The organism is Pseudoalteromonas sp. APC 3358, from assembly GCF_030408075.1.
Lineage (GTDB): Bacteria > Pseudomonadota > Gammaproteobacteria > Enterobacterales > Alteromonadaceae > Pseudoalteromonas > Pseudoalteromonas arctica.
On record NZ_JASDCE010000010.1, the window covers coordinates 185,057 to 200,991 of the forward strand.

The 15,935-nt window shown below is 39.8% G+C and carries 12 protein-coding genes; 7 read left to right on the forward strand and 5 right to left on the reverse strand.

What is annotated here, in order from left to right; all coding sequences use genetic code 11:
* Positions 1-12: 12 nt before the first annotated feature.
* Positions 13-249 carry a hypothetical protein gene (locus QL995_RS15910; protein WP_290294583.1) on the forward strand — a complete coding sequence of 79 codons (237 nt, stop codon included), beginning with the start codon at positions 13-15 and terminating at the stop codon, positions 247-249.
* Between the two features lie 433 nt (positions 250-682).
* Here QL995_RS15910 and QL995_RS15915 read toward each other — a convergent pair whose 3' ends face one another.
* From QL995_RS15915 to QL995_RS15925, 3 genes are all read right to left on the reverse strand, one after another.
* Positions 683-1,909: a threonine/serine exporter family protein gene (locus QL995_RS15915; RefSeq protein WP_010553647.1), complete on the reverse strand. Its 1,227-nt coding sequence runs from the start codon at positions 1,907-1,909 to the stop codon at positions 683-685.
* 116 nt (positions 1,910-2,025) lie between these two features.
* The gene (locus QL995_RS15920) at positions 2,026-3,255 is read right to left on the reverse strand and encodes a glycosyltransferase (RefSeq protein WP_290294584.1); all 1,230 of its coding nucleotides are present in this window, start codon (positions 3,253-3,255) and stop codon (positions 2,026-2,028) included.
* The gene (locus QL995_RS15925) at positions 3,252-4,247 is read right to left on the reverse strand and encodes a LacI family DNA-binding transcriptional regulator (protein ID WP_290294585.1); all 996 of its coding nucleotides are present in this window, start codon (positions 4,245-4,247) and stop codon (positions 3,252-3,254) included. Before QL995_RS15925 ends, QL995_RS15920 begins: the two co-directional genes overlap by 4 nt.
* 166 nt (positions 4,248-4,413) lie before the next feature.
* Between QL995_RS15925 and QL995_RS15930 the strand changes: the two genes are divergently transcribed.
* Both QL995_RS15930 and QL995_RS15935 read left to right on the forward strand, forming a co-directional pair.
* Complete coding sequence (locus tag QL995_RS15930) at positions 4,414-6,876, forward strand: prolyl oligopeptidase family serine peptidase (protein WP_290294586.1); 2,463 nt, start codon at positions 4,414-4,416, stop codon at positions 6,874-6,876.
* 71 nt (positions 6,877-6,947) lie between these two features.
* Positions 6,948-7,565 (forward strand): LysE family translocator, encoded by a 618-nt coding sequence (locus QL995_RS15935; RefSeq protein WP_290294587.1) that lies wholly within the window; start codon positions 6,948-6,950, stop codon positions 7,563-7,565.
* Positions 7,566-7,688: 123 nt separating this feature from the next.
* On the opposite strand, the gene QL995_RS15940 is transcribed toward QL995_RS15935, so the two are convergent.
* Positions 7,689-8,201, reverse strand: a complete 513-nt coding sequence (locus QL995_RS15940; protein WP_290294588.1) for a MarR family transcriptional regulator — start codon at positions 8,199-8,201, stop codon at positions 7,689-7,691.
* Between the two features lie 180 nt (positions 8,202-8,381).
* Between QL995_RS15940 and QL995_RS15945 the strand changes: the two genes are divergently transcribed.
* Positions 8,382-9,269, forward strand: coding sequence for a haloalkane dehalogenase (locus QL995_RS15945; protein ID WP_290294589.1), 888 nt, complete (start codon positions 8,382-8,384; stop codon positions 9,267-9,269).
* 120 nt (positions 9,270-9,389) lie between these two features.
* On the opposite strand, the gene uvrA is transcribed toward QL995_RS15945, so the two are convergent.
* A complete protein-coding gene (uvrA, locus tag QL995_RS15950) occupies positions 9,390-11,942 on the reverse strand; it encodes an excinuclease ABC subunit UvrA (protein ID WP_290294590.1) in 2,553 nt (850 codons plus the stop codon).
* 266 nt (positions 11,943-12,208) lie between these two features.
* On the opposite strand from uvrA, the gene QL995_RS15955 reads away from it, so the two are divergent.
* The 3 genes from QL995_RS15955 to QL995_RS15965 all read left to right on the forward strand — a co-directional run bounded on the left by QL995_RS15955 (position 12,209) and on the right by QL995_RS15965 (position 15,571).
* Positions 12,209-12,613: a hypothetical protein gene (locus QL995_RS15955; RefSeq protein WP_007375644.1), complete on the forward strand. Its 405-nt coding sequence runs from the start codon at positions 12,209-12,211 to the stop codon at positions 12,611-12,613.
* A gap of 55 nt (positions 12,614-12,668) precedes the next feature.
* Positions 12,669-13,214, forward strand: coding sequence for a hypothetical protein (locus QL995_RS15960; protein ID WP_290294591.1), 546 nt, complete (start codon positions 12,669-12,671; stop codon positions 13,212-13,214).
* Between the two features lie 401 nt (positions 13,215-13,615).
* Positions 13,616-15,571: an ATP-binding protein gene (locus tag QL995_RS15965; protein WP_290294592.1), complete on the forward strand. Its 1,956-nt coding sequence runs from the start codon at positions 13,616-13,618 to the stop codon at positions 15,569-15,571.
* Positions 15,572-15,935: the final 364 nt, after the last annotated feature.

The following is a 15,935-nucleotide window of genomic DNA, read 5'->3' on the forward strand; positions in this document are numbered from 1 at the left end:
AGTAGGTATAGAGTGTTGATTAAAATTGAAGACTTTTCTTTAGCATGGCGATGGATTAGCGCATCCCATGGTGATTTTTCTAAAGATACATTAAACAAACTTATTCCGTTGAGTGAAGAGCAAGCAAGAGCATTAATTACCACCACACCCATTAACTTTCCGGTTGGAGCAAAAAGATTCGACTCCACACAAGGAAATGAATTAACACGCCAATGGTTAAAGGGCTTAGCGAATGACTCAAAAAAGTAACAATTTGCTGGGATCAAGAAACTGCATTAACCCTACCTTGGCTAGTTTTTTGTGATCACTGGGATGATTTTTGCTATTCATCAAGTGATGACATAAATCTGTATTTAACCTGAACTCTGGTTAAGAGATTTACTAAAATATTGAATCATAGTGATATTTAAATTTATTTTCTCTAGCCAGAGATTTTTAGTGAAAACAAGGCGAATTTACGCGTCAATAGCTGGCCTATTGCAAGTAAATTCAACGCAGTTAGCGCTGAAAATAGCTGCTTGAGATAGATTTATTATCCAGAGTTCAGGTTATTTAGAAAGCGGCGAACTGTTTTTACGCTGGAATCATTATGAGGTTTTTGAGTTTGACTCAAGTGCAATGTAATACTTAAAATTAAGTACTCGCTGTACTCAATCAAAGTAAAGCGAGTGCTCAGAATCAGTTACAAACTCTTTTTAGGCGGAAGAGCCACGTTTGCAAATATTAGTCCTGCAACAAGCGACATAAATATTAAAAACGTTTGTTGACCTATGTGCTCTGCATATACAAAGTCTTGGCCTTCAATAAGTGAGTTTAAGCCAATATACGTTTTGCTTCCTGGTACTAATACAATTAAACCTTGCATGGCAACAATAGAGGCCGGCGCATTAGCAACGCGGTTAAACAAGTTACTAAAAATACCCACCGATAAAGCACCCACAAACGTACCTAATGTGTAATCAAGGTACATAGCCGAGCCAATACTGGTGCCGTACGCTATAAAGCCTGATGCAATAGACCAAACTGCGTGTTTAAGTTTGGTTCTAAAAATAACGATTAGGCTGCTACAAAGTAAAAATATAGCCAGCCATGCAGTCCACTTTGGTAATGGTTCAGGTTGTACAAAATCGGCTTGCCCAAAGAGTGCAAAGCCAATACCTATGCCAATAAAACCGCCAAAATACAGTTTAAAGAGCAGCATAAACGAGTCCATGACTCGCGCAGTACCAGAGACTAAATGCCGTGCTGCCAGCTCAGCTAAACCAAGCGCAAGTGCTAAACCGGGTATAAACACAATAATGGCCGAAAGTACCACCAAGCGTATGTTTATTTCAGGTGTTATATACACGCTTACTGCACAGGCAAGTATGGCTGATATTATGGCCACTAATGGCTCAAGCATATGTGCTACGCGTTTTGAGCGCCCAGACCAAAGCACAAACACATAAACAACTAAAGTAAGTAGCGATGACCAAATAACATCAGTCCAGCTAGTACCCATTAACATTGCAAACGCACCACCAGAAGTTGCAAACGCAACGCCCGTAACAAGTTTGTTGTATGGGTTTGGCATTACAAAAATAGCGTCTAGTTGCGCATCAACTTCTTGTAAACTTAGCTTGTCGTCAAGCATTTGGTTTACAAGGTCGTCGGTGTCGGCAAGTGAGCCTAAATCGTGATCGCCAGGGTCTACACGCGCAACGTGGGTGTACTCGTCTTCGTGGCCATCGGTCCAAATAACAAACGTTACAGAGGTTGGCGACATAACAAACGACGATTTAAGTCCTAAGTATGTAGCCACTTCCATTAGGTGGGCTTCTAGGCGGTAAGCAGGCGTACCGTACTTGTGAAGCATCTTACCCAATTTAACGATAAATTTGCGTTTTTCTGTAAAGGTTGCAGTTTTCAAATCTTTTTGGACCAAATATTGCGATAACTAAGCTAAAAATATAGACAATACAGCTAAAAATGCCCACGTTTGATGGGCGCGATTTTAAACACTAATTGGTGCGTGTCTAGTCATTTTTAATCTAATTTTTTATTTTTTTCAGCTATCCATTGCGACATGTATTGAGTGCTGCGCATTGTATGATGTTTGAGCATTTGGCCTGTGAAGTTTTTTTCGCGATGAGCGTTTAAATCACTACTTATTGAATCGACTTTTTGAATTAACGCAGCGCTCAATTGTACTTTGTTGTAGAGCGTATTAAGGAGCGTGTTGCCATCTTGCTGCGCTTGTTCAAAGTCACTTTGATTGGTGTACATTTCAACAGCAGCACTGGCAAAGTCGTCGGCGGTGTTGGCTATTTTACCCGGCCATGGTAAATCGTTATGCATGCCTTCTGCGCCAATGTTAGTGGTAACGCTGGGTGTTTGCATAATCATGGCTTCAAGCAATTTACCTTTAATGCCTGCACCAAAGCGCAGTGGTGCTAAACATACACGTGCACTTTGCATTACATCAAACGCATTATCTGCCCAGCCTTTTATTAAAAACCCTGTTTTAGGGTTATTTAGTGCCGTGGCTTTTGGTGGTGGGTAAGAGCCATAAATATGTAGTTCTGCTTTTGGTAGTTGCTTGCGAATAAGTGGCCATATTTTTTGTAGGTAAAGTACAGCATCCCAGTTTGGCGCGTGTCTAAAGTTACCTATGGTCATAAAGTGCTGGCGCTGCTCAAACGTTTTTGTACTTGTAGGCAGTGAGCTTAAATCAACCATAAACGGTAAATGGTGTAATAGGCTTGGCTCTATTTTAAATACGCTGTTTAGCAGGCTCATTTCATAACTTGAAATTATTAAGCTTAGGTCGCAGCGTAAAATAGCGGCAATTTCGCGTTTTGCTATGTCTGAGTGTAAATCGCTGGTTGTAAACTCACGCTCACCTTTAAACGCTTCGTGGCGAGCGTTACGCAGACATTGTAAATCTTCGGTATCTAAAATTTTAATTGCGTGTGGGCAATGTTTATCGACGCGCCAGCCAAATTGTTCTTCCATCATAAAACGGTCAAACATGACTATATCTGGATTATAGGCTTTAACGTATTCGTCAAAGCTGTCGCAGTTTAGTGCAATGCTTTGACTGGTTATGCCGAAGTCGTCAAGATTTACCATGTGATCGGTGCGCTGCGCGGGCGTTGCAAATTCAACGTCCCAGTTTTGCGCTCTAAATGCATTTAATAACGACATCATGTGCGTTCCCGCAGCAGACGAATTTGGCTCTGGCCATACGTAGCCAATTACCAGCACTTTTTTCATTGGCTAGAATCTCTAATTTGTAAGTTTACATTTACCAGTGTTTTTACTGGCGGGACTGTATTTTGTAGTAGCTCTTGCAGTATTAAAAGACACCGCTTGGCTATATCAGTTGTACTTATAGCCACAGTGGTTAAGTGAGCATTTACAACCGCGCTATTAGGAATATGGTGGCAGCTCACCACTTTAATACAGTGATGAGTTAATGAGTTAATAGCAGCAATAACACCTTGAGCAATAATATCGTTTGCACACACCACAGCGTTTAATGTTGGGTTGTGTTTATATGCTTCTATAAATGCATTTTTAGCGCTAAGGGCTGTGTTTACTGCGCAGTGAATGGGTGCTAATGGTGTAATGCTGTGCTGCGCGCAAGCGGTATTAAAGCCACTTTGTAGTGCTTGTGAATCACTTAAAGTAAGTTCACTGCCTATAAATGCAATGTTTGTCACGCCTTGTGAGAGCAAATGCATACTGGCTACGTGGCTGGCTTTTTTATAGTCGGGTAATACACAAGGAGCTGCGCTAAAAGGCACTTCGCTCATTACGGTAATTACTTTGTGTTGCGCGCTGAGCGTATCAAGCCATTTGGGGCAAGTATTAGCAACGGGGCAAATAATAAATGCAGCAGCGTTGTATTCTTTTAAGTTTTTAACTGCGTTTGCTTGTAGTTCAAGATTATTATTACTGCTTACAATCATGGCTTGTAGGCCGTTGTCGTTTAACAAAAGTTGTAGGCTGGTAGCAAGGTGTGCCATAGCTGGGTTAGTTAAATCGTTTATTACTATGGCCACTAAATTTGAGCGCTTTGAGCGCATAGCAGCGGCATCACGATTATAAACGTACCCTAGCTCATCAATCGCTTTGAGTATTTTTTGTTTACTTTTATTGCCCACTTTATCGCTTTGGGTAAGCACCAAGGATACGGTTGATTTTGATACACCAGCACGCTCTGCAACATCAAAAATAGTGACTGATTTGGCTTTGTTATGCATTGTATTTTAAGTACCGCAGTGGTGAATAAATAGCGCTGTAGTTTAGCTTAATCAGCACTATTAAGTCATCTTTTAGAGGTGTTTAACTTACCTTAATACTTTATGAACAAAGCAAAACGTGTTTATATACGCCTATAAGAGTAAAAAATAACAAAAGGATAAAAACATGAGCGCTTTTAGGCTGTTAGTTGCCTTTATTTGTTGTGCGGCATTAGTACCAACAAGTTACGCCGAGCAGGGCTATCAAACCCCATCACCTGAACTTGCAGCTTTGGTTGACGCTAAGTTAGCACCCACTAGTTACTTATCGAGCGATGGCCAGTGGCTAGCGCTTTTTGAACGCAAACGTGTAGTAACCCTTGATGAACTTGCAAAAGAAGAGCTTAAGCTTGCTGGTATTAAGCTAAACCCCGCTAATTTTTCGCGCTCTCGTGTGAGTGCCAAATTTAGTGCCGTGGAGCTAAAGCATGTTCAAAGCGGGTCGGTTATCAGTATTAATAACTTACCTAATGGCATTATTCGCTCTCCTAAGTGGTCATCTAACAGTCAATATTTAGCCTTTATTGTTGAGCAACCAACCCAAGCCAACTTATGGCTTTACAGCGTTGAAACTAAACAAGCAAAAGAGCTTTCAAGCGCTGCATTAAATTCGGTATTAACTGCCTCACCATATAAATGGCTGCCAGATAGCAGCGCCATTGTTGCAAATCTTGCTGTTAATTTTGGTAAGCCAAAGCTTGAAAATAACAGCCAAAACGTAGTGCCTGTTATTCAACAAAGTACTGGCGAGAAAGCGCCAGCACGTACTTACCAAAATTTATTAACAAGCCCGTTTGATGAATCACAATTTAAGTTTTACGGTCAAGGACAACTGGCTTACATAACGCTTGATGGCAATACCCAAGCAATAGGTAGCCCTTCTTTATTTAAATCGTTTTCGGTATCACCTGATTCTACCAATATTTTAGTAGCCGGTATTAATGAGCCGTTTTCGTATCAAGTGCCTTACAGCCGATTTGCAAGCACATGGCAAATATGGGGCATGCGCGGCTATGCATTAGCAGAGCTGGCAAAACAGCCACTTGCCGATAACATTCCACAAGGTTACGACAGTGTACGCACTGGCCGCCGCGATTTTGAATGGCGAGCCGATCAAGGCGCTGAAGTTATTTGGGCAGAAGCACAAGATGGCGGCAACATGAAAACCGACGTTGAGCATCATGATTATGTTTACAGCTTACGTGCACCCTTTAAACGCGAGGCTAAATTATTTGCCAAAGTAGAACGCCGTTATGCGGGAATGGAGTGGGGCAACGAAAACGTAGCAATGCTGACAGACTGGCGCTTTAGCGATCGCCAAGTACGCACCTTTGTTGTACAGCCACGAAATGCCGACAGAAACCGCGTGCTATTTTCAGAGCGTAGTTACAACGATGCGTATAAAGACCCTGGTAATGCAATTTACGAGCGCAACGATTTAGGCGCAAACGTAATTAAAATTGTAGGCGGGCGTTATATTTACCTGCGCGGTAATGGAGCTTCAGAGCAAGGTAATATCCCGTTTTTAGACCAATACGATGTTAAAACAAATAGCAGCAAGCGTTTATGGCAATCAGAAGCGCCATACTACGAGCGTGTACGCGCTCTGCTTGACGACGAAGGTGAGCGGTTTATTACTATTCGCGAATCTAAAACTGAGCAACCTAACTTTTTTATACGTGATTTAGATAACGACACGCTAACGCAATTAACGACATTTGAGCACCCGTACCCTGCATTTAAAGGCGTAACTAAAGAGCAATTACGTTATAAACGCGACGACGGTGTTGAGCTTTCGGGCACGCTTTATTTACCACCAGGGTACGATAAAACACAAGGGCCGTTACCTGTGCTTATGTGGGCTTACCCACTTGAATACAAAGATAAAGCCGTAGCATCACAAGTACGCGAATCGCCTTATGCATTTACCTACATTGGTTATTGGGGGCCAATGCCTTATCTTGCTAAAGGGATTGCCGTGTTTGACGACCCTAAAATGCCAATAGTGGGTATTGATGGCAGCGAGCCAAACGATAACTTTAGAAAGCAGCTAGTATCAAGTGCGCAAGCCGCTGTTGATGTATTGGTTAAAAAAGGTATTGCCGATAAAAACAAAATTGCCATAGCAGGGCACTCATACGGTGCATTTATGGTTGCTAACTTATTGGCTCATAGCGATTTATTTAAAACAGGTATTGCCCGCAGTGGCGCGTATAACCGCACATTAACGCCGTTTGGTTTTCAAGGAGAAGAGCGTGATTTTTGGCAAGCACAAAGTGTGTACGCTAATATGTCGCCGTTTTTTCACGCTGAAAAAATTAACGAACCAATGCTAATGATCCACGGTCAAGAAGATCCTAATTCTGGCACTTTCCCAATGCAAAGTGAGCGCATGTACGCAGCCCTGAAAGGTTTAGGTAAAGATGCCCGCTTAGTAATGCTCCCTTATGAAGCACATGGTTACCGTGCGCGTAAAAGCTTATTACATGTATTGTGGGAACAAGAACAGTGGTTAGATAAGTATTTGCTAAATGATACAGCAGAGCCAGTAGAGGTAATTACTGAACCCGTGGTAAGTACTGGGCAATAGTAATAAACATGAGTAAGCAACAGCGCGGCTACTTATAGCCGCGTTTTTGCTTTTAATATGAGAGTAAATAAATGATTGATGTAGCAGCACTTGCGGTTTTTATTCCTACGTTCTTTTTTGTGTCTATTACCCCAGGTATGTGTATGACCCTTGCCATGACACTCGGTATGAGCATTGGCGTGCGCCGCACATTATGGATGATGATAGGTGAGCTGTTAGGCGTAGCAACCGTTGCCATAGCTGCGGTATTAGGCGTTGCAAGCGTAATGCTAAATTACCCAGATGCATTTGCCATTTTAAAGTGGGTAGGCGGTGCGTACTTAATTTACATTGGCGTTAACATGTGGCGAGCCAAAGGAAAAATGTCGGTTGATACCTCAAAACCAAATGACGTAAGTAGAAAGTCGTTATTTACGCAAGGTTTTGTAGCCGCAATTGCTAACCCTAAAGGGTGGGCGTTTATGATCTCGTTATTACCGCCGTTTATTAGTGTTGAGCATGCTGTAGCCCCTCAGCTTTTAGTATTGCTTGGCGTTATAATGACCACCGAATTTTTAAGTATGTTAGCTTACGCAACAGGCGGTAAAAGCTTACGTTTATTTTTAAGCCGTGGTGATAATATTAAATGGATGAACCGTATTGCTGGTAGCTTAATGGTTGCAGTAGGTGTGTGGTTAGCATTGGGCTAATACGCATTTTTTGTTTAGAAAAATAATTTAACATCGTCTAACGTTAAATATTTTGTCATTTAATTAAATATTAAGAGAGATGTTTAATAGGGCTTTATTTTAAATAGCTCAGCATTATATGAGCTATTTAATAGCACTTTCTACTGGGCAGCCTTGTTTACGACATACACCTTCGTTACATAATTTGCATATTTTACGTGCCTCGATCTGCTCGCTTGTTAGGCTGCTAAGTGCTATTTCTATCAAACTTAAAAAGCTTTGTTTTTGTTCATCATTAAAGTTGTTTAGTATTTTAGAGGTGGCTGTTTCTCTGCTGGCTAGTACTAGTTCAACTCTTTGGCTTCCTTTATCCGTTACGCATAAAACAACAGAGCGGGCATCTTTTACTGACTTTCGCCTTTCTACAAGTTCTTCTTTTTCAAGTGTATTTATTAATCTAACTGCACCAGAATGCGTTAAGCCTAAAACCTTGCTTAGTACATCAATGGTTTCATTAGGATGATTGTAAATAGTGACCAGTGCCGCTTCGTGGCTTAGGCTTCGCCCGCCTAATTCAGCAATCTGTTTTTCAATGTCATTAGAAACAGAAGTAGCAAACGTGCCGATTAAATTTGATATATATTTTTCATTTTTCATAAACTTAATTATATGTGATTCGATCATATAAATATAGTGACAAATTAAGCGCTCTCATTTATTATATGACTCAGTCATGTATATTAACTCGAAATTAGTTAATCTACTTCGAATATTACACAAATTAGATGAGCGAGGATTTACCGCCAGCTCATCAGTTAAATAAAGCGATATAATTAAATGAAGAATGATTCAGAAACATTACGTTATACAAAAAAGTTTAAAACTGTATTAGATAAAAAAATGGCCTACATAGATGAAGGCGAAGGTGATCCTATTGTGTTTTTACATGGTAACCCTACATCTAGCTTCCTTTGGCGAAACGTTATGCCCTATTTGCAAGGAAAAGGGCGTTTAATTGCTATCGATATGATTGGATTAGGAGATTCGCAAAAGTTAGATAACACCCATGAGGGCAGCTACTCACTTGCTGAAAACAGCAAATACACATTTGCACTTTTAGAAGCGTTGGGTGTAAATAATAACGTTACCTTGGTGCTGCACGATTGGGGTTCAGGCGTTGGTTTTAACTGGGCTAATACACATCGTGATGCTGTAAAAGCAATTGCGTTTATGGAAGCAATTGTTACTGACTTTCCAACATGGGACGATTTTCCTAAAGATTTGCATGGACCCATTGGCACTATGCGCTCAGCTGAGGGTGAAAAAATGGTGCTTGATGACAACTTTTTTATTGAAACAATATTACCAGCGACCATTGCACGCAAATTAACGCAGGCAGAGCATGATGAGTATCGCAGACCCTTTATAAATGCAGGAGAAGATCGCCGTGCAATTTTAGCAGGGCCTCGCCAACTGCCCATTGCTGGAGAGCCTGCCGATACCGTGGCTTTAGTTAAAAGCTATGCGAGTTTTTTAGCTAACTCTCACGATATTCCAAAGCTATTTATTAATGCTGAACCGGGTGCTTTTTTAGTTGGTTACGCAAGAGACTTTGTGCGCACATGGCCAAACCTAACTGAGGTAACCGTAAGCGGTATTCACTATATTCAAGAGGATTCACCGCACGAAATAGGTAAAGCTATTTCAGATTGGTTACCAAGATAAAAACGGGATGTATTAGTAAACCTGAACTTTGGATAATTAATCTATCTCAAGCCGTTATTTTCAGCGTTAACTACCATATATAGATGACGCTTTTATACAACTAAAAGCGTCACCCATTAACTATTTAAGTAAAAATGGTGCGGTTTTACTCGCCTTTACGCTTGCCACTTTTTCGGGTGAACCTTGCGCTACAATTAAGCCGCCTTCTTCGCCAGCACCGGGTCCTACATCTATAACCCAGTCACTATTGCGGGCTACTTGCATATCGTGTTCAACCATAATGACGGTATTGCCAGCATCTACTAATTTATTTAACTGCGCCATTAACATTGATACATCAGATGGATGCAGACCTGTAGTTGGTTCATCGAGAATATAAAGCGTGCTACCGCGCTGCGCACGTTGCAGCTCGGTGGCTAATTTAATACGCTGCGCTTCACCGCCAGAAAGCTCGGTAGCAGGTTGCCCTAAACGCAAATACCCAAGACCTACTTGCATAAGTGCATCGAGTGCTCGCAGTATTGCAGGTTCATTTTCAAAAAAGGTATGCGCCGATTCAACCGTTAAATTGAGGATATCGCTTATGTTTTTATCACGATATGTAACCTCAAGTGTTTGCTCGTTATAACGTTTGCCATGACATACTTGGCAAGGTGAATAAACGCTAGGTAAAAACAGTAGCTCTATACTCACAAAGCCAACGCCTTCACAGTTTTTACAGCGACCTTTTGCAACATTAAACGAAAAGCGACCGGCATCATAACGGCGCTCTTTTGCTTTTTGGGTTGAAGCAAATAGTTTACGCACGTGATCAAACAAACCCGTGTAGGTAGCTAAGTTTGAACGAGGGGTACGGCCAATCGCTTTTTGATTTACGGTAATTAGGCGGCTTATATTATTTATACCTTCAATGATTTTTCCGCTGGTGTGTGTTTGCAGCTCCTGTTCGAGTAAGTCGGCTTCGTCGGTTGGCGCTTGTGTTACTACTTTTTGCCCAAGTGCTTCGTAAACAAGTTCTACTAACGCTTGGCTTACTAGGCTTGATTTACCAGAGCCCGAAACCCCAGTAACGGTTGTCATAACACCCAATGGAAATTCTGCATTGAGTTTTTTAAGATTGTTACGCTCAATATCAGCCAATTTTAACCACGCTTTTGGCTGCCTTTGCTCCTTTTTTTGCGCGCTGTTTTGAGTAGACTCTTGACTGGCGTTTTTAGCAAAAAGGTGACGACCGGTGTGCGAATTTTTTATTTTGCTTAACCCTTCAACAGGGCCGCTGTAAATAATGTCGCCTCCGTGTACACCGGCATCAGGGCCTACATCAACAATCCAATCGGCATGTTTAACAACGCTAACATCGTGTTCAACAACAAATACAGAATTGCCAGCCGCTATTAACTCGTCGAGCGCTTTTAAAAGTGCTTGTGTGTCGGCAGGGTGTAAACCCGCTGAAGGTTCATCTAGCACGTAAACCACCCCAAATAATTTAGAACGAATTTGTGTGGCAAGTCGCAATCGTTGTAGCTCTCCGGGTGAGAGCGTTGGCGTTGTACGCTCAAGCGACAAGTACCCTAAACCAAGCATGGTCAGTGCTTCAATACGGGTGAGTATATCGCTGGCAATGCGCTGCGTAACAATGGCTTGCTCTGGATTTTTTGTATTTTCATTTACTTTGGTATTGGCGGCGTTACTTAGTTTTTTAGCAAGCTCGTTTAATGTAAGTTGAGATAGCTCGCCAATATCGAGCCCTGCAAATTTAACACTTAACGATGCTTGTTTTAATTTTTTACCTTGGCAAGTAGGGCACTGCGATATTTGCATAAACTGCGATACGCGCTTTTTTGTACGCGGGCTTTGCGTAGTAGCAAAAGACTGTAAAACAAAGCGTTTAGCGCTTGAAAAAGTTCCCATGTAGCTTGGATCTTCGTTATTTTTTATCGCATTTTGTGTTTGCTCATAGGTGTAATCTGGGTATACCGGCACTGTAGGTGTTTCGTCGGTAAATAAAATCCAATCCCGTGCTTTTTTAGAAAGCTTATTCCAAGGAGTATCTATATCGTAGCCAAGGGAAGTAAGAATACGGCTTAGGTTTTTACCTTGCCATGCTGGTGGCCACGCTTCAATGGCGCGCTGGCGAATAGTTTTTGTATCGTCTGGCACAAGTAGCTTTTCGGTTACTTCAAACACTCGGCCTATTCCTGAGCATTCTGGGCACGCACCTTGTGGCGTATTTGGCGAAAACGCATCGGCGTAAAGTATGCCTTGTCCTTTGGGGTATTCGCCTGCGCGTGAGTAAAGCATGCGTAGCGCGTTAGAAATAGTTGTTATGCTGCCAACTGATGAGCGAACCGACGGTGCGCCGCGTTGCTGCTGCAAAGCAACGGCAGGTGGTAGCCCTTCAATAGAATCAACATCGGGCTCATCAACTTGATCTATTAACCTACGGGCGTAAGGCGATACTGAATCAAGATAACGGTGCTGCGACTCAGCAAACAGCGTTCCAAACGCAAGCGACGACTTTCCAGAGCCCGATATTCCTGTAAAAACAACCAATGCGTTACGAGGTAAATCAACGTCTACATTTTTTAAGTTGTGAACGCGTGCCCCTCTTACTTGAATGCTATTACTGGGATCAGATAAATCCATTGTTGAGTTTTTATGTGTGCTTGCCATACGTTTATACTCCTGTTTAATCGCGCTTTTTACTTTAAGTTAGCTTTAATTATTTACTCTTATCACTCGTTATTACCCTAAAGTAGCGCAAGCACACTGAATGAGCGCTTAGTCTGCAGCGGCGCAGCCAAAGCGCTGGGTAAATAACGATGATTGTTTGTTTACATAATAGGTATGGAATGCGAATATAATTTAAACAGTTATTGTTATGTAATTTGTTACGTAATTTACTAGGTATTTTACTAGGTCATAAAAAGGAACTAACAGTGAATAAAGCCTTAGTGATCATTTTATTGGTGCTTTCGTGGGCAACCCAAGCCGACTCTATCAAAGCGCTAAATGTTGACCGTGCAGTACCAAATAGCATGCACTTATCGTTTGCAAACGATAGCAACATAACCCCTAAAAAAGGGGATTTTAAAATCGTTAATTATGTATTAATGAGCAATGAAGAGGGCGAACGCTGGGCTGTTATAACGCTAACTAACTTATCGTCGGGCAATCGAGAATTAGGCGAGGAGCACTTACTTGCACTTTTTGCTGACGGCAGCCGATTCATGCCAATGGAATTTAAACTCGGTTTTAAAGGCAACGAAACACAATCGGTAACTGTATCGTTTGCCGATTATAAATTCCCTATTTTAAGTGTGTATTCGAGTAACGATTTGTAATTAATAACGATGCGATAATATTAAATTAGGGATATTTCTAAAATTAAGGATTTTTATGAAGTTTGAAGATGCGCAACAAAATATGAACCTCGCATACTTCGGTGGTGGAACCGGTGTATTAGTGTCTGGCTTGGTTTGGTGTATAGCTGGCTTTGTCGCATTACTGCATTCAAATCAATCAAGTATGCTTACTTTGTTTTTTGGTGGCATGTTTATACATCCTTTAGCCATGTTACTTTCAAAAGCGCTTAAACGCTCTGGCAATCATGACCCTAAAAACCCATTAGGTAAATTGGCCTTAGAAAGCACTATTATTTTATTTGTTGGTTTGTTTTTAGCGTTTTACGTAGCAAAACTTCAAGCTGAATGGTTTTATTCAATAATGCTGATGATAATTGGTGTTCGCTATTTAGTTTTCAACACTTTATATGGCATGAAAGTGTACTGGATTTTAGGTGCTTCGCTTATGTTTTCTGGCATGCTGTGTATTGTATTAAATGCCAATTTTGTAATCAGCGCCTTTATTGGCGGGATAACCGAAATAGTATTTGCGCTAGTAATATTTGCCCAATCGAAAGGTATGGTTTTAAAAACAGAATAACAAGCTCTTATAATCGCAAAAATAGTGTGCAGTTGGAGTTACCCTTCAGCTTGGTATATAGCAAAGGCTTTTTAAAGTATTGAGTATTTGCAAATTGCATGTATTCATTAGTCGGCTTAGAGCGATAACCGGACACTGAAAAAGTTAAATTTATTCCTGTGTTTTAAGTAGAAATCTAATTTTGTCCAATAACATTATTAAACGCCGTTTTGGGGCAAAATAACATGCTTAATTTCTAGCTGTTTTAATTACTTGTTTACAAAGGTAATTATTGGTGAAATTATCATGGTATGTAATATAGGCCGTTTTGGTGTGTTATAAACCACCAAAATGGTGTTCAATAAGCTGTTATACGCTAATTGTGGCTTATCATTTCAACTTACATCATCTATTGGGTAACTATGTATTTTAGTGAAATATATATCGATAACTTTAAAACCTTAAGAAAAGTTAGGATTAAACTAAACAAAGAGTTGAATGTATTTACGGGTACAAATAACGCTGGAAAAACAACTATCCTTGAGGCTTTAGCATTATGGAATGAATGCTTCAGAGCACTTATTGTTAAGGCAAAAAAAGCTGATAATCAAAATAACATTCGCTTAGGTGACTTTCGTTTAGGTCTAAAAAACAATAACTACATAGATCATCGTTCAATAACCTCTGTACGTACTTCGAGGTATGAAGACATATTTTATGATATGGATAAAACTAATCAAATTGTGATATCTATTAAGTTAATTGGACCAAATTTTCAATTAGATATTCCAATTAGAATTAAACAAGCGAATGGCGGTAATTATCTTATATACGTAGATAATCATGATGATTTTGATTTTGAAATATTCAATTCACATTTAAATTTGCCAACACCATTCTCTGCTATCTATGCATCACCTGTTGCAGCACTTGTGTCCGATGAAAAATACGTTACTCCTCCTCAAGTTATTCAGCAAATTCTTTCTAGAAAATCTTTTTTAGTACTAAGAAATCGGATTGCTAAATTACAAAACAGTCAAAATTTTTCAACTTTTGAAACTGATATTTCGTATATATTATTTGAATCTGAGCATTCAGTTTCTTTTGAGGTTATTGGAAATATAAACAGCGATGTAAAGGTAAGTGTAAATGTTGATTTTGGAAATCAAAATACAGCAAAAGACATATCACTATTAGGCAGTGGCACTTTGCAAATAATTGAATTGATGTTAGCAATTCACGAAGATAGATCTGACCTTAATCTAATTATGTTAGATGAACCTGATTCGCATATACATAGGGATATTCAAAAAAGACTAATAGATGTGTTAGTTAGAAACTCATTAAAAGCACAAGTTTTCTTAACTACCCATAATGAAAGTCTAATTAGAGCAACGCAACCTAAGAACATCTTCCACATAAGTAACTCCGGAAATGGGGAAACTGAGCTAGAAATTAAACCTATTACCGAAAACAATCCTGCTAGTTTAAAAATAGGAATTCAACCGTCAGGTAAATCTAAGGTTATAAAAGCACTAGGAAATAGCGATTCACTTGATATATTAGATTGTTTAGAAGCTAAAAAAATTGTTTTTGTCGAAGGAGAGGATGATGCTTTATATATCAGAAATATATATGAGAAGGTGACCAACAAATCACTTGATGATTATGTGTTTTGGTCTTTGAATGGCTTAGATACATTTATAGATTGCATTAATCATTATAAAGGCTTCTTCCAAGTAATCGCAAATGGGCATAATTTATGGGATAAGACTATTTCAATAATAGATGCTGATTACATGACCTCCCAGCAAAGAGTCAGTCTCGTAGAGCAACTGAATTCCAAAATCAATTTGCCAACATTTATTTGGGGTGAATATACAATCGAAGGTTCTTTACTCTCTAATCCTGCTGTTCTAAAAGAACTTATCTTTCGAGTCTTTATGGATAAAGGTATTGCTTTGACAAAGGAATCAATATTTCAGGGAGTGACACAGGTTATTAACGAACATTGTGTCCTTAAACTAAATCTTTTAAATGAGGATTGTAATTTCCAAAGGAAAATTACGGGCCAGATGCTTAATCGAAATCAAAAATGGGATGAAAGTGTTGGTATAAAAAACTTATTCTCGGGTGGTGTTCATAATTACTTAATTGACTATCAACATTATGCACGACCGTTATTACAGCAAAATAATATGTGTCATATCATGACAAAAAATGACTTAACAATACTGGTTGATTCAATATTTAGCCACTTTAATATCGAAATAGATTACTCTCCATTATCTACATTTGAGTTTTTAATGAAATATTATGATAACTCTCTTGAGGTGTCCTCATGGAATAAAATGGTTGAATTTCTTGAAAGCGTATAACAAGTTGCTTAAACGGACACAAACAGCTGGCTGTGCTCGTTCCTCGCTATTATAGCCAGCCATTTTTAGCCGTTTAGCAAAGCGTTGAGGCTGTAGAATTACTCTTTTTAGGAACGTATCCAACTATTCTTGGTTGGTTGCTTTTTAACCTTGAATCCATCTGTTCGCTGTGATCTAATAGATATTATTCACCCACGGTAAACTGTTATGGCTAACTACAAGCCTGACTTATCCTGTCAAAATAAATTCATTCCTATCAATTTCGCTGAGCAAATTTTGCCTGGCACATTTGAATATGCCCTTTGTTATATCGTCGAAAATAAACTCGATTTATCGGGATTTGACGCGTGGTATAACAACGACA